Genomic DNA, 18,672 nt, shown 5'->3' on the forward strand with positions numbered 1-18,672 from the left:
ATGTACATATTTCGTTATGCAAGGTTCATAAAAATCTATACTTTTGCATTTGAATTAAATTTAAGGTAGATGAGAGATTTATTCGATAGAATCATTGAGAACAAAGGGCCTTTAGGAAAATGGGCCTCACAAGCTGAGGGTTATTTTGTTTTTCCAAAACTGGAAGGACCTATTTCCAACAGAATGAAGTTTCAAGGGAAAGACGTAATAACGTGGAGTATCAATGACTATCTTGGGCTCGCCAACCTACCTGAAATCAAAAAAGTGGATGGAGAAGCCGCATTGGAGCACGGAGCTGCCTATCCAATGGGAGCTCGAATGATGAGTGGTCACACCGATTTCCACGAACAATTACAGAACGAACTGGCAGAGTTCGTTAATAAAGATGCCGCTTATTTATTAAATTTTGGATACCAAGGATTTATGTCCGTAATAGACGCTTTGGTAGCAAAAGATGATATTATTGTTTACGACGTAGATTGTCATGCCTGTATTATCGACGGTGTTCGCCTGCACATGGGTAAACGTTTTACCTTTAAGCACAACGACCCCGAAAGTTTGGAAAAAAACTTGGAGCGCGCCACTAAACTGGCCAATGAAACTGGAGGAGGAATATTAGTGATTTCCGAGGGTGTTTTTGGTATGCGTGGAGAGCAAGGAATCTTGAAAGAAATCGTAGACCTTAAAAAGAAATTCCAGTTTAGACTTTTGGTAGATGATGCTCACGGATTTGGAACACTTGGTAAAACAGGTGCAGGAGCAGGAGAGGAGCAAGGCGTGCAAGACGAAATTGATGTGTATTTGGCCACTTTTGCCAAATCAATGGCAGGTATTGGAGCATTTGTAGCTGCTGATAAAGAAATTATCGAATATTTGAAGTACAACCTCCGTTCTCAAATGTTCGCCAAGTCTTTGCCGATGGTATACGTAAAAGGAGCACTTAAGCGACTTGATATGCTACGCACCATGCCCGAACTTAAAGCTAAGCTTTGGGAGAACGTGGACGCGCTTCAAAATGGACTAAAGGAAAGAGGTTTTGATATAGGAACCACAACGAGTTGTGTAACGCCTGTTTATTTGAATGGTAGTATTCCCGAAGCAATGGCCTTGGTAAAGGATTTACGCGAAAATCACGGAATTTTCTGTTCCATTGTAGTATATCCTGTAATCCCGAAAGGATTGATACTACTACGTTTAATTCCGACGGCAACACATACTATGGAGGATATTGCTGAAACTTTGGATGCATTCTCCGCAATTAGGGAACGATTGGAAAACGGCACCTATAAAAGATTGTCTGCTGCTGTGGCTGCGGCAATGGGAGAGTAGAACAAAACATTAATTATTTTTTGGTAAAGGGATAGTTAAAAAGCTTTATTGGCATCTTATGCAATTATTGCATGAACAATGACACAATCAATGTTGTACACCATCTTTTTGTAGTTTCGATGCTATTTGGAATCTCGTATCTTCTGCCTTATTCAGAATATCACTAATATATTCCCTAAAGACGATTTGATTTGGATGTCCATGAATATGTCTACTCTCAAAATTCGAATTGGACAAGTACAGAGCAGGTTTATTCCAATTTATGGACTTCCAATTCAATTTCTATCATTAACTATGGCAAAGCCAATTCTTTAACACCTAACCATGAACCTGTTGGGAATTGTTTGGTATAGATTTCATTTCGATATACAGAATGCTCTAGGAAAGTAGGCATATCGGTGGTGAAAATATTTTCGACCACTACATCATCAAACGTGCACCCAAAATGAGTCAGTATTTTTTCCAAATCCATATAACAATTTTTTATTTGTTGAGCTAAATCACCTAAAGCTATAGGATTACCTTCATCATCCATACTTACAGCTCCAGAAATTTTGATGTCGTTACCAATTTTTACGGCATGCGAGTATCCATAAGCTGTTTCGATTTCTGGTCGCAGCAAAAAATATTCAGGTTGTTCTGCTTCAACCATAATTTCATCTTCAACTTCTTTGGATTCTTCTTTCTACTGCTGTTTACAACTTATAGAAGTAAAAGTGAGCGAGCAGAGTGCTATTATAATTAAGAATAATTTGCTCATGAGGTTGATTGGTTTTTTCATAATGGTATTTGTTAAAAATAGTTATGGCGGTTTTATTGGATGAACAAGGCGGTATATTTGAAAAGAAAGTTATTTTCTACTGGATAGGATGGAAGTAATGATAAGCCCAATGCCCAGCCCGGCAATCATGGAGCCTACAAATGCCAAAACGGCGCCAGAACCAAGAAAAAAGAAACCTACGCCAAGTCCCAAAAGGATACCTCCTCCAATTGCCCATGTACTTTTGTCATCTTTATTCTCTGCCATTTTGAATAATTTTCTGGATTATTTGAAGTAAATTAATGAAAATCAGTAAATAAATAAGGAATGGCAAGAATTATATATTTAGATATATGATGATTGCTTATTTAAACACGGGTGAGCATGTTTGGTTTTGAACAACAGGTAAACTTCAACCCTTTAGTATTCATAAACTCTTTACATAAGTGCGCCTACGCTTTATAACCTTGGGGTCAAAATGCTTCCACATTTGATGTATGGCAAGATTATCCTCTAGTTCGGGAGTTCTAATACAATTGACCACCCCACGTTTTTTAAAGGTATGGTGGAACTCGTTAAAAATAATGGAGGTCACCCCTTTGTTTTGATATTTTGGATGAATACCGATCAAGTAGAAAATGGCATCCTTGCTATTTTTTCGGGCATTAAGCAAATGGAAAATTCCAAATGGGAACAATTTGCCTTTTGCTTTTTGTAATGCTTCTGAAAAAGAAGGCATAACAATGGCAAAAGCCACCAAATTATCATCCGAATCCACTACAAATTTGATGTACTCCGGATTTATAAAACTGATATATTTTTTCTTGAAATATTCTTTTTGGATATCGGTTATCTTTACAAAAGAAGATAGCTTGGCATAGGACTCATTAAAGAGGTCGAACATTTTATCCACCCAAGGCATAATGTCAGCACTCTTTTCAAAATTCATTTCTCGGAGACCATAGCGTTTTTTGATCAACAAGTTCGCCTTGGCAAACAATTTTGGATCTGCATTGGCAGCTGGAAATTTACTTTCAAGGTATTCCTTTTCCTTGGTGAAACTATGTTTTTCGTAATGTGACTGGTAATAGGGGTGATTGTACCAAGTTATCATACTTCCAATATGATCAAAACCCTCGATAAGTACACCTACTTTGTCTAAATTGGAAAAGCCCACAGGACCTTCCATATATTCCAATTGGTTTTCCATACCTATTTCTTGGACTTTGTCCAACAAGGCTTTGGATACTTCAAGATCGTCTACAAAATCGAACCAACCAAAACGCATTTTTTTTAGGCCTTGTTCTTTAACTTCCAACCAATTGATAATGGCAGCCACGCGCCCCACGATTTTACCGTCCTTGTAGGCCAAAAAGAATTGCGCCTCTGCTGTTTTAAAAACGGGGTTTTCATCCTTGTCAAAAGAAGCCATTTCATCTTTGATGATGGGAGGCACCCAATACGGGGAATCTTTATAGAGCGAAAAAGGGAATTTTACGAAACGCTTAAGGTCGGATTTGGACTGAACTTGTTTAACGGAAACCATAGTTGCAAATTAATGCCCAATATTAGGAATATTACTTGCAGTAGAAAAATGAAGTTTGACTAAAAGATAAAAATCTCCTCGTGTACCTTAATTTTTTTTCCGTTTTTTTGATTTACGCTTGTTGGCGTTCTTTTTAATTTTTCCGTTCATGCCCGATTGTTGCTCATTGATGGGGATAAGTTCATCCTTATGAAAATCCAAACGGTAAGAAAAGCCAAGCACCACAAAAATACGGGATGGGTCGTTTTTAAACCCGGAGCCTAAATGAAAATCTGCCTGAAAATTCGGATTGATCAAGCGTGCCACACCGGTTCGTAGAATGATGTCGGAATAGCGGTCACCAGAAATTCCCTGACCTTCAAAGAAAACGCTCCATCGTGGATCACGAAAAGCATGGGTAACGGATAGGGCATAGCGCCATTCTGGAAAATCAGTGGTAATCCGGTCGTAGGCTATGTTGGAAATCAAAACAAACCTAGGGGAGAGTCTACTTTGTGTTTGGATGCCCCCTCGGTAGGAGATGGTGGGTTCACCAGGGTAAAATGGATTATCTCCAAGAACAAAATTGGCTCCTCCATATACGGAGATGGCAGGTATCAAATTTTTCCATTGGAATACATTGTTGGCTCTCCAACTGTATAAGTTCGGCTTGCTTCGCTCAGGGTCCTTATAGGGATCAAAAAACAAATATTTTAAACCGACTCGGTTTCTGGAAAAATTGGTCAGTTTGCCCTCAATTCCTAAATCGGGATACGTAATGTTTTGTGTAATAAAGGAACCTTCGGCAATAACTTCCAATTCTTCAAAAAGTAAACCGTATCTAAAAGCATAATCGGCTCCAAAAATGTTGGAGTCCGAGTTTAAATCGGCATTGTCCTGCTGTTCGTACAACATTCCAATTTCGGCCTGTACCACATTTTTGCCCACCGCGTAGGCACTGGCCGCACGTCCAGGTCGGTTGGAATTAATAACATCGGTATATTGGGCTAAAATAAATGTTGGGGTTAGAACGAAAAGAAATAATAACTTTTTGATCATGGAAATGTCCATATAACTGGGTTTTTAATACTATTTTAAGATACGTTTGATGAGTTTACGGGACTAACAGTGTAAATTTGATACAATAACTAAGGTTATATGGTTTTATTACAAACGATTTTAATTGTCATATTAGTATACTACGGCCTCAAATTACTTTTGAAGTGGTTGGCGCCGAAGCTCTTGAATTATGCAGTTAAAAAAACAAGCGAGCGTTTTGGGCAACAGTTCGGAAACCCTCAAGATTTTGATAACGCACAAAAGAAGGAAGGGGAGACCACAATTACCAAAAAACCGTTCCGAAAATCCAATCCCTCAAAAAAAGTTGGAGAATACATAGATTTTGAGGAAATTGATTAATATTTGCGGAATCAAAACCTATCCATGAATCTTTCTCCAAAAGCCATTATCACCCATATTAGTGTTATCGGTTTGTTTATCCTTGCTTCGTTGGTCTACTTTTACCCAGTTTTGCAAGGAAAAGCCATTTATCAGTCGGACATTGCCCAGTACAAGGGAATGGCTCATGAACGCGATTCTTATAAGGATGTTACAGGCGAGGAATCGTATTGGACCAACAGCGCTTTTGGTGGAATGCCTACCTATCAATTAGGGGCCAATTATCCGCATAACTATGTAAAGGAATTGGACCGTTTGATTCGGTTTTTACCCAGACCTGCAGATTATCTTTTTCTCTATTTTATAGGGTTTTATATACTATTGCTATGCCTTAAGGTTGATTTTCGGTTGGCCGCGTTGGGAGCGTTGGCCTTCGGGTTCTCCACCTACCTGATTATTATTCTTGGGGTGGGACACAACGCTAAAGCACACGCTTTGGGCTATATCCCGATGGTTTTGGGAGGGATAGTGCTCGTTTTTCGAAAAAAATACATTTTAGGATTTATACTGACCGCTTTGGCGATGGCGCTGGAAATTAGCGCCAACCACTACCAAATGACATATTATTTTATGCTTTTGGTACTAGTGATGGGCTTGGTGTACCTGATTTATGCCATTAAGGAAAAAGAACTGAAACACTTTTTTGCTTCGGTCGGAATTTTGATTTTGGCCGTAGTGCTGTCCATTTTTACCAATGCCACAAGCTTAATGGCGACTAAGGAGTACGCTGATTGGAGTACTCGTGGAAAATCGGAAATCACCGTAAACCCTGATGGAAGTGATAAAGCGGTTTCCACAGGTTTGGACTATGATTACATTACCCAATACAGCTACGGAATCGCCGAATCGTTGAACCTGTTTGCGCCACGTTTGTTCGGTGGTTCGGGCGGTGAAGATTTAGGCAAGGATTCCAAAGCATATGAATATTTAACCAATCAAGGATTAACACCGACCAAGGCTATAGAGTTTTCAAGCAGTTTGCCTCTGTATTGGGGAGACCAGCCGATTGTGGCGGCTCCTGCCTACGTAGGTGCTATTGTTTTCTTTTTGTTTCTGCTAGGTGCATTTCTGATCGATGGCAAAAAGAAATGGTGGTTGTTGTCAGGCGCTGTTTTATCGCTCTTGCTTTCGTGGGGCAAAAACTTTCCGCTGCTCACCAATTTTATGATTGATTACTTTCCGATGTACAACAAATTCAGGGCCGTATCCTCCATTCAAGTGGTTTTGGAGCTCTGTTTACCGGTGCTTGGAATTTTAGGAATACGCGAATTGTTTAAGTCATCTGTAGAACAAAAAGAAAAGCTCAAAGCGTTAAAGCTAAGCTTCTTTGTTTCCGTAGGACTTGGCATCTTTATTTTCTTGCTGAAAGGGTTCTTTGATTTTGAAGGCCTCCGGGATGAAACCTATCGCGGGTATTTTGGCGATGAACTGATGACCATGATCCAACGTGACCGTGAAGCAGTTTACATCAGCGACACCATTCGTTCGTTAATTTATGTGGCTTTGGCGGCTGCGGCATTATGGTTCTTTATCAAAGATAAAATCAATAAGAATATTTTGGTCTTTGCCTTGGGCGCGCTTATCCTCTTTGATTTGGTAGGCGTGGACCTCAGGTATGTGAACGAGAATGATTTTGTTCGTCAGCGTCAGGTAAATCAACCATTTCAAGCCAATCAGCTTGACCAAATGATTATGCAGGACGATTCCATATACCGAGTTTTTGCCCCTCAAGAGGGAATAAACGGGGCACGGACTTCGTACTTCCATAAATCCATTGGTGGGTACCATGCCGCTAAGCCTAGAGCGCTTCAAAATTTATTCGAATACCATTTGTATCGGAACAACCTGCAGGTGTTGAACATGTTGAATGTAAAGTACATTATTCAACAAGATGAGGAAGGGAACAGTTTCCCTGGGGTAAATCCTGATGCCAATGGGAACGCTTGGTTTGTAAATCAATTGTTGCCAGTTTCTTCAGCCAATGAGGAAATCCTGAAATTAAAAGACTTTAATTCAAAAACACAGGCGGTGGTGAATACCCAAGAATATCCCGAATTGACCAAGCTTCGGTATTCGGTGGATTCCGTGGCGAGCATTGATTTAGTGGATTACCGTCCCGATTATTTAAAATACAGCTCCCAAAACCCCAATGATGGTTTTGCGGTGTTCTCCGAAATGCACTATCCATCCGGTTGGAATGTTTTTATCGATGGCGAACCACAAGAACATTACAAAGTGGACTATGCTTTGCGTGGTATGAAGGTTCCTGCTGGACAACATGAAATTGAGTTCAAGTTTGAGCCCGAAGTGGTGGAAACAGGAAGCCAAATAACCTTGGCTGCCAATATTCTCTTAGGGTTAATGATTATTGGTGGATTGGGCTTCACCCTGTTCTCTAGAAAAAAGGAAACATCCTAATGCGAAAAATCTTGGTCATAGCGTACTATTGGCCTCCAGCAGGGGGACCAGGGGTACAGCGTTGGCTCAAGTTTGTAAAATATCTCCCTGAATTTGGTATTGAACCCATTGTGTATGTTCCTGAAAATCCGAGCTATCCTATTGTAGATGAAAAATTTGTTCGGGAAGTACCGGATTCCATCAAAATAGTAAAGCAACCGATTAGAGAACCTTATGGCTGGGCTTCGCTGCTTTCCAAAAAGAAAACCAAAACCATTAGTTCGGGGATTATCAAGGAGAAAGACCCATCATTTATAGAAAAAGTGCTGTTGTGGATTCGTGGAAACCTATTTATCCCCGATGCCCGAAAACTATGGGTTAAACCTTCCATTTCGTATTTGGCAAAGGTGATTGCAGACGAGGGTATCGAAACCATCATCACCACAGGGCCACCCCACAGTTTACATTTGATAGGTCTCGGCCTTAAAAAGAAATACAACATTGATTGGATTGCCGATTTCCGGGATCCTTGGACATCCATAGGTTACCACAAAAAGCTAAGGTTGACCGAATATGCCAGACTAAAACACAAAGCTTTGGAAAAAGGAGTGCTTCTTAGGGCGGATAAGATTGTAGTTACCAGCAATACCACCAAAACAGAGTTTGAAGCCATCACTCCAAAACCAATAAAGGTGATTACCAATGGTTTTGATGATGATTTACCAACTGTTAAATTGGATTCTAAGTTTACGATTTCTCATATTGGCTCGTTGCTGACAGGAAGGAATCCTTTAGGATTTTGGCAGGCTTTGCAAGAATTGATTTCTGAAAACCACGCTTTTAAGAATGCGATTAAAATCCAATTGGCTGGTGTAGTAGGGGAAGAGGTGCTGCAATCAATCAAAGACTATGGACTTACGGATTATGTAAAGCAGTTGGGCTATCTGTCCCACGATAGAGTTTTGGAAATCCAACAGAAATCTCAGTTGCTTTTGTTGTTGGAGATTGATTCCGAAGAGACAAAAGGCATTATCCCCGGTAAATTATTTGAATACTTGAATGCCAAGCGTCCCATTTTGGCGATTGGACCCAAAGGATGGGAAGCGGGAGCGATGGTGGAGCAGCACAAAGCAGGAAATACCTGTTTGCATGATAATATTCCGGCATTAAAAAATGTACTTTTGGAAGCGTTTCATCACTATGAAAAAGGCACCTTGGTTTGTAATTCCGAAGGGGTGAAGCAGTACCACAGAAAAGCATTAACAGAATCTTTGGCTAAATTTATCTAATGGGCGTTGTTCTTAAACAATCCATACAAAATACAGCGGTAACGTATTTGGGTTTCTTTTTTGGAGCAATCAATACATTGTTTCTTTACACCAAGATTCTTCCTGATCAATATTATGGTCTTGTTACTTTTATATTGGCTTCGGGGGCTATTCTAATGCCTTTGATGGCCTTTGGAGTTCACAACACTATGGTGAAATATTATAGTAACCATCAAGATTCTGAAAAAGATGGATTTTTCACGCTAATGCTATTGATTCCATTGCTGGGAATACTACCCATGACATTAGTGGGACTGATTTGGTATAACCCCATCGGCGATTGGGTGTCCCAAGTAAATCCTATGGTGAAGGATTACCTCTGGTATGTATTTTTTGTGGGCTTGGCGATGGGCTATTTTGAAGTATTCTATTCTTGGACCAAGATTCATTTAAAGTCCGTTTTTGGGAATTTTATGAAAGAAGTTTTTGCGAGGATAGGGGTTTCTATTCTACTTTTACTTTTTTATTTTGATGTAATTACGTTGGACATTTTCTTTAAATGTTTGGTAGGGCTATATCTGTTGCGGACCGTTATCATAAAAATTTATGCATTCAGTCTAAGGATGCCCAAATTCGATTTTAACTTTCCGCCTCATACTAAAGAAATCCTTTCCTATTCCTTCCTCATCATTTTAGGAGGCTCCGCAGCCCTTATTTTATTGGAAATAGACAAGGTGATGTTGAATCAGTTTATCAGTATTGAGAACGTGGCTTATTATGGGGTGTCGGTCTATATTGCTACAGTAATTATTGTACCGTCCCGTGCAATGCATCAGATTACCTATCCATTAACTGCGGAACTGTTGAACACCAATAATGATGCTGGCCTGTATAAATTGTACAAAAAGACTTCTTTGACGTTATTTATTGCCTCGGGAATATTGTTTGTGCTCATTATCCTTAATCTAAACGATTTGTATTTGATGCTTCCCGAAAATTATAGAAATGGTTTTACCATAGTATTCTTGATTGGTTTGGCCAAGGTGATGGATTCGCTGTTGGGGAACATCAATTCCATTTTATACAATTCAAAGTATTACCGAACCGTATTGGTATTTGGAGTTTGTTTGGCTGCACTGACAATTCTCCTTAATTATTTATTGATTCCGAAATTAGGGTTGGAAGGGGCTGCTTTGGCTAGTTTTGTTTCTATTTTCATTTTCAATCTGGTGAAGCTGATTTTTGTTAGGATGAAGTTTGGGATTTTACCTTTTTCTTCGGCTACTTTTAAGGTATTTGCTACGCTAATAATGTTGGCCGTACTGTTTGATTTGTTGCAGTTTCAATTTCATCCCATCATCAATATTGGCTTAAAGTCATTGCTCATCGTTGTCATGTACGTGGGGATTCTGTACCGCTTCAATATTTCTGAGGATGTGACTGGCTTCTTGTCTAAATGGCTCAAAAAAAATACCCCGTAGCGAATAAATTCAACTACGGGGTAAACAACTAACCAACCTAAAAAAAACTATTTAATTATTTCTTCTGGAAGCACCTCTTGAGCTGCTTGTTCTAGCACTACTCTTTCTGTTGCCAGAGCTTCTGCTCACACTTGGCCTAGAAGTAGTTTTTCTACTCACAGAACTTTTTTTAACACTTGGTCTAGAGCTTCTGGAAACGGCTTTCCTTGAAGAAGAGTTTCCTCTACTTACCACAGACCTACTTGGTGTTCTCGATGTGGTCTTCGGTTTTCTGTATGTACTTTTAGCCGAACGTTTTACGGTTCTTCCGTTTGTACTAGAGGTTACTTTTCTGGAATTCGTGCTTCTACTGGTAACCGCACGATTTCCTTTGTTGTTGGAAGCCATTGTTCTTCCAGATCTTGATACATTATTTGACTTCCTATAATTATTACTTCTTGAATCTCTTGAAGCTACTTTCTGTCTGCTCACATTATTACCCGAGCGGTTTGATACAGCTCTTCCTTTTCTAGAAGAATTTTGTGCTATTCTTTTATTGCTTCTGCCATAATCCGCTCTTCTGTTATTAGTGTTACGTACAGCAACTCTTCTGTCATTTCTATAGATTTTGTCTCTTCTATATCTATTATCATCTCTATAAACTCTACCTAATCTTGCATAAGCACGTCTTGTGTTATAACGGTAGGGTGCATAGTACGTGTATCTAATAGGTCTATAATACCTTCTATATGGTCTTGCATACACATTACAGAATCCTACTGCAGGTCTTGCAAAATATCTATGGAAAGGTCTGTACACATATCTTCTATTGTAAATATTGATATATCCCGTGTAGTGACTGAAAACACCTCCATTATAGTAAATGTTCAATCCTCCGACTCTACGAACTCTACCATTGTTATACCAGACATCTACGTTTCCAATTTGTGAAACACGTCCGTAGTAATCATAATAAATAGGAGTGTTCTCTACTTGAATCACAGCACCATAATCATCGTACTGAACAAATGGATTGTAATTATATCCTGAGTTAAAGGTGATTCCAACGTTTCCTATTCTGGCTCCAACGCCTACATTTACCCTGTTGTCTATGTAGAAATCGAACTCACCATCTGGATAAACCGAGAAGGTTACTCCATCTTCCACAAAAATGAAAGAATTTCCATATCGGTAATTGGTGGCTGTAGCCACTGTGCTGGTTGTTTCTGCTTGGATACTCGGTATTCCAAAAAGAACGGCTGCTATAATGAGTACTAACTTTTTCATACTACAAGGTTTTAAGTTCTAGATGCAACTATTTACATCCACCCTGTAATAAGCAATCAGCGTGCCAAAAAATATAACACGCTGATTATTAGTATAAAAAAACTAAAAAGAAATGTTTATTTAATGATAAACATGGATCTTCGGTTTAATTGGTGTGCTTCTTCTGAACAATTTACACCATTAGAACAGTTATTGATGAGCTGCGATTCTCCATATCCTTTGGAGGATAATCTTTTTCGGTCAATACCCTTATCCACCAGCCATTCAAGTGTTGACTTGGCCCTTCTTTCGGATAGTTGCATATTGTACTCGTCATTACCTCTGGAATCGGTATGGGATTCTATATGGATGTTCAATTGTGGATATTGCTTCATTGCCTGTAATATTTTGGCCAATTCCACTTCTGCATCAGGTCGGATGTTGTGTTTATCAAAATCAAAGTATATAGGTTGAAGGTCCAATCTACAGCCCAAATCGTTTACAGGACAATCGGGTGGAGTAAGGGCAAGGTCTACCTGTAGCATCATAGAACCTTCTGGAGTCATCACCAATTGTTCTTGCGGTTCATACTCTTTCTCATCATTGGATGCCCTTACTATATATTGGTTTTCACAATTAATATTTTTCTCAAACTCATAATTACCATTGGCATTTGTGACTTGTTGAGAAATTACTTCGTTGTTTTCATCTATTAAATATACAAGTGAGCCATCCAAAGGATTCCCTGTATTAGAGTCGGTAATAGCACCATAGATAACAAGGTTACAGTTTTCAGTTATTAGATAGATATCATCCGAGCTACTACCATTATTACCATCTCTATTGGAGGATAAGTATCCTATTTTTTCTTGCTCTTTTACAATAAACCCAAAATCATCTTGATTTGAATTGATTGGCAGTCCCAGATTAATTATTTCCTTATGATCCAAATCATTGTCCGAAACTTTAAATATATCCAATCCACCGAGACCCACGTGGCCATCACTTGAAAAGAACAAAGTGTTATTATCGCTTATGAAAGGAAAAGTTTCTCGCTCCTCGGTATTGATTTCGCTGCCCATGTTTATAGGTGTTCCATAGGAGCCATTTTTATGAATGTCTACATACCAAATATCTGATAGGCCAATGGTACCTTCCATATTTGAAGAGAAATACAAACGTGTTTCCTCTTGATTCAAAGCGGGATGTGCAACAGAATAGGAATCATCGTTGAAAGGCAGTTCCTGTACATTATTCCAGGTTCCATCATCGTTTTTTGTGGCTTTGTATATTTTTAAACTGACCAATCTTTTTTTACCTCTTTTCTTTTTGCCATCTATATAATTGTTTCGAGTAAAGTAAACGGTTTGTCCATCTTTAGTAAATACTGCGGAAGATTCATGGTAGGGGGAATTGATGTCGCCCTTTAAGGATTTTACATTGGATAAATTTCCGTCTTCGCCAATCTCAGCTTCAAAAAGATCTAAATAGGGGAGACCGTTCCAATCATGAACCTTACTGCCCTCAGTATTTATGGATGAAGAGGCAAATACGATTTTATCTCCATAAAAGGATGGTCCAAAATCGGACCCTGACATCTCAGATGTAATATTGGTTACCTTGAATTTTTCGTTTTGGGAGTTGGTAAGGTCTTCAAATGATTGCCAGTTGCTAAGTTGGTTGTTTGCTAGATTGGAAGGAGAAGATGCCTTAAATTTCTCCATCATAGCCTTGGATTTTTCATATTGACCAACACTCTTAAGCGTTTGTGCTGAACGGAAATAATATTCTGGTTTTACCTGATTAGGATAGTTGTTTACGAGTTTTTCATACCACTTGTTCGCTTCGGTATATTCACTGTTAAAATAGTAGGTGTCTCCCAATTTCTCGAATACTTGAGCGGATTCATAGCCATCTTTGACTACACTCAAATATATTTTTCGTGCATCTATATAATCGTAGCTATCGAATTCCTCGTTGGCTTTTTTGACTTTATTTTCTTGTGCATATATACTTCCGACCAATAAAAAGACGGAAAATATACTTATAAATATTCTTCTCTTCATGATGATTTTTTTTTAAAAGAATCTTGGGGTTACTATCCTGTCCGATTTATTGAAAATGTCAAAGCGAAGAAATACTTCGTAAGAGCCATCGCTATATTTTTCGATGTCGGTGGATTGATAATCATAGGCGAAACCTGCAAAAAAGTTTGGTGATATTTGGAATCCTGCCAAGGCGCTAATGGAGGCGCTCCAACGATAAGATGCACCAAGGGTAAATTTTTCATTGATTAAGAAGTTGGCGGAAAGGTCCCATTGTAAGGGAGAACCACTAACATATTTCAACAAGGTAGCAGGTTTGAATTTCAAATGTTCATTCAAATCAAACACATAACCCGTGATAAAGTAATAATGCAAACGCTCTATGGCAATACTCTCGGTATTTTGATTATTCAATGAGCTTTCATCAAAATGTTTTGTATTTAAAAAATTTGGAACGGATATACCGGCATAGAATTTATTAGTATTAAGGTATAGTCCTGCGCCAATTTGGGGTTGTAGTTTATTGTCTATGTTGTTTTGGAAATTGGGGTCATTTGGATTAAAAATGTTCAATTTGTTGTAATCTACATCCAACATATCCAAACCAGCCTTTAATCCCATGGATAGTTTTTTGGAATAGGAGAGATTCACGGAATACGAATAGTCCACCACTACATTGGATTCCGTTGCTGGACCAATTTTGTCATAAACAATGGAAAGGCCAAGACCCATATTATCATATAGTCCAATAGGGGAGTTTACGGTAAAAGTTCCTGTTTCTGGTGATCCTTCCAAGTTTACCCACTGTTTTCTACCTAATAGACCAAAGCTTAATACTTCCCTATTGCCAGCGTAGGCGGGGTTTACGACTTGGGTATTGTACATATATTGTGTGTACTGTGAATCCTGTTGTGCCGATATTGTACATATGACGGATAGAAACACTAATGCGAATAGGCAACAGTTTCTATATGTTTTAAGATTTATCATCTTTGTTTTAAATTCTTGGTTCTTGATTAGTTTACTGTTTGGTTGAATTAGTCTCTATTGATATAGAGGTATCCAGAATAACTTTCTTTACCAGGATTATCTTCCCCAGTAAAGGTTAATATGTAGAAATAGGTCCCGCTAGGAAGTTCTCTTTCTTTTTGTAGTGTAGCTCTTCCTTCGGAAATACCATAGAATAGATTGCCTCCTTGGCCATAATTGTTGATGCTGTAGACTTGAACCCCCCAGCGATTTAAAATTTTAACATTATTATCCGGGTAGTTTTCAATACCCTCAATACGGAAAAAATCATTAATACCATCCCCATTTGGAGTAATTCCATTGAAAATTTCAAAGCCAATATCTCCACCAGAAAATTCACATAAACTGGATACATTTATTGATGTTATATCATTTTCTAGATAGCTATTATCATCAGAATTATCGAAAACAGCGTCTGCAGAATCCTCCAAATCTGCGGTTACTGTAGCTTGGTTATCTACAAATATTCCGTCAATATCTTCCTGTGTAAGATTGTACGTTGCTGTATAGATCCATTCTTCTCCTGGCTGTAGAATATTATCCACGGTTTCAATACTTTCCACTGGTCCATTTATTGCCCCCCCGAGGAGTTCGTCATTCAGGATTACATTGTCCAGATTAATACTTCCTGTATTGGTTACACTAAAGTTATAGTCGATGCTATCATCGCAGCCATCAAAATCATTATCTATACTTACCCCAGTTTTTATAACTGCAATTCCAAATAAGAGTGTTCCGTTGCCTCCATCTCCTGGACATGCATCATTGGGTACCGGCGTTCTTGTAGGATCGTTTTCTAAGTTGTTGTCATTATCAGAGAAATCAGCCACTTGATTATCTGTACCAACAGGTTCTGCGAATACCGTTGCTTGGTTAATTACAGAACCATTGATAATATCCTGTTCGGTAATGGGGTAGAGCGCAATGAACGTCCAGACCTCACCAATTTGTAAGATGCCATTCTCCTCCATACTTTCGGATGCAGGCCCTGGAATATTTCCACCCAATAAATCGTCTTCAAGAGATACCTGATCAAAATCTGTATCGCCTAGATTGGTTAGGGTAAAGGTGTATCGGATACTCTCAATACAGCCATCACCATTCACATCTACAGCTATTCCCTCTTTGATCAACCCTATACTTGCAGAACCTTCGGTACAAGCATCATTAGGCACTTCTGTTCTGGTTGGACCATCTTCATTTAGATTTATATCATGTGAAAGGTCTGATACGGAAATTCCAGTATTCACTATTTCTCCGTTTACTATTGCTTGATTAACTACAATGGTATTGTCAATATCCTCCTGTGTTATGGCATAAATCGCTTGATAGGTCCATGTTTCTCCTACGGATAGGATTCCATCGTTGCCGTTATCGGTGCCATCCAAGGGGCCAGGTACTGCTCCATCGAGCAGTTGATCCTCCAGGGTAATTTCGTCAATGTCAACACCTCCTGTATTTGTAAGGGTAAACGTATAAAGTATGCTCTCGATGCAACCATCCCCGTCAATGTCAACAACTTCGCCCACTTTTATCAGTCCCATATCTGCAGATCCATCGGTACAGGCATCATCGGGTACCGGCGTTCTGGTCGGACCGTCCTCATCTAAATTGGCATCGTGTGAAAGGTCAGATACGGAAATTTCAGTATCCACAATTTCCCCATTTACTTTAGCTTGATTGACAACAGCAGCATTATCGATATCTACTTGGGTAATTGCATAAATTGCTTCATAGGTCCAAGTTTCTCCAACGGATAGAATACCATCGTTGTTGATATCCGTACCATCAAGAGGACCAGGTACTTCTCCTCCGAGCAACTCGTCCTCCAAAGTTATCTCATCAATATCCACATCTCCTGTATTTGTAAGGGTAAATGAATATAGGATACTATCCATACAACCATCGCCATCTATATCTACCACAATGCCTTGCTTGATGAGTCCCATGGTAGCTGAACCTTCAGTACAGGCATCATTTGGAACAGGTGTCCGTGTAGGACCATCCTCAGCTAAATTGGCATCATGTGAAAGGTCGGAAATCACAATTCCAGTATTAACGATTTCGCCATTTACTTCTGCTTGATTAATTACAGCAGCATTATCGATATCTTGTTGTGTTATGGCATATATAGCTTCATAGGTCCAAGTTTCACCAGTAGATAAGATACCATCATTATTGATATCTGAGCCATCTATGGGACCTGGCACCTCACCCCCCAAGAGATTATCCTCCAAGGTTATTTCATCTATATCCGCCCCGCCAGTATTGGTAAGGGTAAATGTATATAGGATACTATCGATGCACCCGTCACCGTCAATATCAATTACATTACCGACTTTGATCAACCCTATATCGGCCGAACCTTCTGTGCATGCATCATTTGGAACCGGGGTCCTAGTGGGGCCATCTTCATCGAGATTGGCATCATGGGAAAGGTCGAACACAGCAGTTTCGGAACCTACTATTTTTCCGTTTACTATAGCCTGATTAATAACTGTGGCATTATCAATATCTTCTTGAGTGATTGCATATATAGCTTCGTAAGTCCATGTCTCTCCTACGGAAAGTATGCCGTCATTGTTAGTGTCGGTTCCCTCTACGGGTCCTGGAACTTCCCCGCCAAGGAGTTCATCCTCCAGTACAATTTCGTCAATATCCACCGTTCCCGAATTGGTAAGCGTAAAGTTGTATAGAATACTCTCAACGCATCCATCCCCATCAATATCAACAACTTCACCTACTTTGATTAGACCAATGTCAGCACCCAAACAGAAGGATAAATCTACAACCGTTGGGTCATCTTCCAAGGTACTGTTATTGTCCGATAGATCTTGTACGGTTTCACCTGGCAGTCCTTGAACATTTGCGGTTACGGTTGCTTGGTTTATAAATTGTCCAGCATTGATATCATCTTGTGTAGTATTATATGCTGCGGAATAAATCCATGCTTCATTTAGATCTAGGAACCCATCATTGTTAGCATCTCCTGAAATTGGCCCCGCAATATCGCCACCAAGCAATGGGTCGTTAAGAACCACATTCTCTAGAATTTCTGGCCCTTCATTGGTTACCGTAAACTCGTAAAGGATAAGGTTACATCCTGGACCTGCTTCTATATCTTCAAGAGCTACACCGGTTTTGACCACTGCAATTCTAGGTTGACAGCTCGATAAATCTATTACGGTTTCATCATTTTCCAAAACACTGTCGTCATCAGATAGATCTTGAACAGTTGCTCCAGGCTGTCCTTGGATATCAGCAGTTACCGTTGCTTGGTTGACGACTTGACCATTTGTAATATCCGTATTGGTTATAACATAAACTGCCGTATACAACCAAGTCTCGTTGGGATCTAGAAAAGTATTATTGTTGATATCACCAGAGTTGGGTCCAGGTAGATTATTACCCAATAATGGATCATCCAGTTCGACATTCTCTAATATTGTTGATCCTTGGTTGGCTACCTCAAATGAATATAAAACCAAGTTACATCCAGGTCCAGCATCGATACCTGCAATAGCAACGCCAGTTTTAATTAAGGAAATGCCACCTTGGCAAGAGGTTAAATCGGTTACTGTTGGTTCATCTTCGAAGAAACTGTCGTTATCGGATAGATCACTTACCGTAACTCCGGGTTGGCCTTGCACATCAGCTTCTACATTGGCTTGATTCACAAATTGACCATTATCGATGTCTATTTGCTGAATATTATATTGGTATGTAATCTCCCATGTTTCTCCGATTTCCAATAATGAATTATTGTTAACATCTCCAGAAATGGATTCAGCTATGATACCTCCCAAAGCTGGATCTGTTAAAACTACATTTTCCAAAATCTCTCCACTGGTACTCTGATTCACTATTTGAAAGTTGAACCTGATAGTACTACAATCTGGACTTACTGTTCCTATTTTTATAAGCGCTATGCCTGGTGCAAACAGATTGTTTTCAAAAAAAATGACTTTCTCATTATTTGATACAATTTTGTTGTCAGAACTCAAAATGTCTTCAGAGCTACTTGCTAAGCCATGATAAAAAGTACATAAGACAAAAATGGGCATAATGACGCCCAAAATTGATTTCTTGATTAAGTTTGAAAGGGTAGTTTTATTCATGTTAATTTTTTTAGGTC

The 18,672-nt window shown here is 39.1% G+C and carries 13 protein-coding genes; 5 read left to right on the forward strand and 8 right to left on the reverse strand.

Going from position 1 to position 18,672, the window contains the following annotated elements; translation table 11 throughout:
- Window positions 1-69: 69 nt before the first annotated feature.
- Complete coding sequence (gene capB, locus D2V08_RS16295; protein WP_119609466.1) at window positions 70-1,329, forward strand: cysteate-C-fatty acyltransferase; 1,260 nt, start codon at window positions 70-72, stop codon at window positions 1,327-1,329.
- Window positions 1,330-1,621: 292 nt separating this feature from the next.
- Here the strand turns inward: capB and D2V08_RS16305 are convergent, their stop codons facing one another.
- The 4 genes from D2V08_RS16305 to D2V08_RS16315 all read right to left on the reverse strand — a co-directional run bounded on the left by D2V08_RS16305 (window position 1,622) and on the right by D2V08_RS16315 (window position 4,685).
- Entirely contained in the window at window positions 1,622-1,981 is a 360-nt protein-coding gene (locus D2V08_RS16305; RefSeq protein ID WP_119609470.1) for a RidA family protein, read from the reverse strand.
- 198 nt (window positions 1,982-2,179) lie between these two features.
- Window positions 2,180-2,356 carry a hypothetical protein gene (locus tag D2V08_RS17420; protein WP_182835580.1) on the reverse strand — a complete coding sequence of 59 codons (177 nt, stop codon included), beginning with the start codon at window positions 2,354-2,356 and terminating at the stop codon, window positions 2,180-2,182.
- Window positions 2,357-2,516: 160 nt separating this feature from the next.
- On the reverse strand, window positions 2,517-3,635 hold the full coding sequence (locus D2V08_RS16310; RefSeq protein ID WP_119609472.1) for a GTP cyclohydrolase: 1,119 nt from the start codon (window positions 3,633-3,635) through the stop codon (window positions 2,517-2,519).
- 87 nt (window positions 3,636-3,722) lie between these two features.
- Window positions 3,723-4,685 carry a transporter gene (locus tag D2V08_RS16315; protein ID WP_119609474.1) on the reverse strand — a complete coding sequence of 321 codons (963 nt, stop codon included), beginning with the start codon at window positions 4,683-4,685 and terminating at the stop codon, window positions 3,723-3,725.
- An 87-nt stretch (window positions 4,686-4,772) separates the two neighbouring features.
- On the opposite strand from D2V08_RS16315, the gene D2V08_RS16320 reads away from it, so the two are divergent.
- Genes D2V08_RS16320 through D2V08_RS16335 form a run of 4 tightly spaced genes read left to right on the forward strand, consistent with a single transcriptional unit; the run spans window position 4,773 to window position 10,218 of the window.
- Window positions 4,773-5,033, forward strand: a complete 261-nt coding sequence (locus tag D2V08_RS16320) for a DUF4834 family protein (protein ID WP_119609476.1) — start codon at window positions 4,773-4,775, stop codon at window positions 5,031-5,033.
- A gap of 24 nt (window positions 5,034-5,057) precedes the next feature.
- Window positions 5,058-7,490 (forward strand): YfhO family protein, encoded by a 2,433-nt coding sequence (locus D2V08_RS16325; RefSeq protein WP_119609478.1) that lies wholly within the window; start codon window positions 5,058-5,060, stop codon window positions 7,488-7,490.
- Complete coding sequence (locus D2V08_RS16330; RefSeq protein ID WP_119609480.1) at window positions 7,490-8,758, forward strand: glycosyltransferase family 4 protein; 1,269 nt, start codon at window positions 7,490-7,492, stop codon at window positions 8,756-8,758. The genes D2V08_RS16325 and D2V08_RS16330 overlap by 1 nt, the downstream gene beginning before the upstream one ends.
- Window positions 8,758-10,218, forward strand: a complete 1,461-nt coding sequence (locus D2V08_RS16335; RefSeq protein ID WP_119609482.1) for an oligosaccharide flippase family protein — start codon at window positions 8,758-8,760, stop codon at window positions 10,216-10,218. The genes D2V08_RS16330 and D2V08_RS16335 overlap by 1 nt, the downstream gene beginning before the upstream one ends.
- A 51-nt stretch (window positions 10,219-10,269) precedes the next feature.
- Here D2V08_RS16335 and D2V08_RS16340 read toward each other — a convergent pair whose 3' ends face one another.
- From D2V08_RS16340 to D2V08_RS16355, 4 genes are all read right to left on the reverse strand, one after another.
- Window positions 10,270-11,484: a hypothetical protein gene (locus D2V08_RS16340; RefSeq protein WP_119609484.1), complete on the reverse strand. Its 1,215-nt coding sequence runs from the start codon at window positions 11,482-11,484 to the stop codon at window positions 10,270-10,272.
- A gap of 116 nt (window positions 11,485-11,600) precedes the next feature.
- The gene (locus D2V08_RS16345) at window positions 11,601-13,529 is read right to left on the reverse strand and encodes an OmpA family protein (RefSeq protein WP_119609485.1); all 1,929 of its coding nucleotides are present in this window, start codon (window positions 13,527-13,529) and stop codon (window positions 11,601-11,603) included.
- A gap of 12 nt (window positions 13,530-13,541) precedes the next feature.
- On the reverse strand, window positions 13,542-14,498 hold the full coding sequence (locus tag D2V08_RS16350; protein WP_119609487.1) for a PorP/SprF family type IX secretion system membrane protein: 957 nt from the start codon (window positions 14,496-14,498) through the stop codon (window positions 13,542-13,544).
- Between the two features lie 47 nt (window positions 14,499-14,545).
- On the reverse strand, window positions 14,546-18,655 hold the full coding sequence (locus D2V08_RS16355; protein WP_119609489.1) for a T9SS type B sorting domain-containing protein: 4,110 nt from the start codon (window positions 18,653-18,655) through the stop codon (window positions 14,546-14,548).
- Between the last annotated feature and the right edge of the window lie 17 nt (window positions 18,656-18,672).

The organism is Flagellimonas lutimaris (genome assembly GCF_003581615.1).
GTDB lineage: Bacteria > Bacteroidota > Bacteroidia > Flavobacteriales > Flavobacteriaceae > Flagellimonas > Flagellimonas lutimaris.

Bases quoted from the DNA above. Each gene is read 5' to 3' on its own strand.
- capB (WP_119609466.1), top strand. From the start codon at position 70: ATGAGAGATTTATTCGATAGAATCATTGAGAACAAAGGGCCTTTAGGA.
- D2V08_RS16305 (WP_119609470.1), bottom strand. From the start codon at position 1,981: ATGGTTGAAGCAGAACAACCTGAATATTTTTTGCTGCGACCAGAAATC.
- D2V08_RS17420 (WP_182835580.1), bottom strand. From the start codon at position 2,356: ATGGCAGAGAATAAAGATGACAAAAGTACATGGGCAATTGGAGGAGGT.
- D2V08_RS16310 (WP_119609472.1), bottom strand. From the start codon at position 3,635: ATGGTTTCCGTTAAACAAGTTCAGTCCAAATCCGACCTTAAGCGTTTC.
- D2V08_RS16315 (WP_119609474.1), bottom strand. From the start codon at position 4,685: ATGGACATTTCCATGATCAAAAAGTTATTATTTCTTTTCGTTCTAACC.
- D2V08_RS16320 (WP_119609476.1), top strand. From the start codon at position 4,773: ATGGTTTTATTACAAACGATTTTAATTGTCATATTAGTATACTACGGC.
- D2V08_RS16325 (WP_119609478.1), top strand. From the start codon at position 5,058: ATGAATCTTTCTCCAAAAGCCATTATCACCCATATTAGTGTTATCGGT.
- D2V08_RS16330 (WP_119609480.1), top strand. From the start codon at position 7,490: ATGCGAAAAATCTTGGTCATAGCGTACTATTGGCCTCCAGCAGGGGGA.
- D2V08_RS16335 (WP_119609482.1), top strand. From the start codon at position 8,758: ATGGGCGTTGTTCTTAAACAATCCATACAAAATACAGCGGTAACGTAT.
- D2V08_RS16340 (WP_119609484.1), bottom strand. From the start codon at position 11,484: ATGAAAAAGTTAGTACTCATTATAGCAGCCGTTCTTTTTGGAATACCG.
- D2V08_RS16345 (WP_119609485.1), bottom strand. From the start codon at position 13,529: ATGAAGAGAAGAATATTTATAAGTATATTTTCCGTCTTTTTATTGGTC.
- D2V08_RS16350 (WP_119609487.1), bottom strand. From the start codon at position 14,498: ATGATAAATCTTAAAACATATAGAAACTGTTGCCTATTCGCATTAGTG.
- D2V08_RS16355 (WP_119609489.1), bottom strand. From the start codon at position 18,655: ATGAATAAAACTACCCTTTCAAACTTAATCAAGAAATCAATTTTGGGC.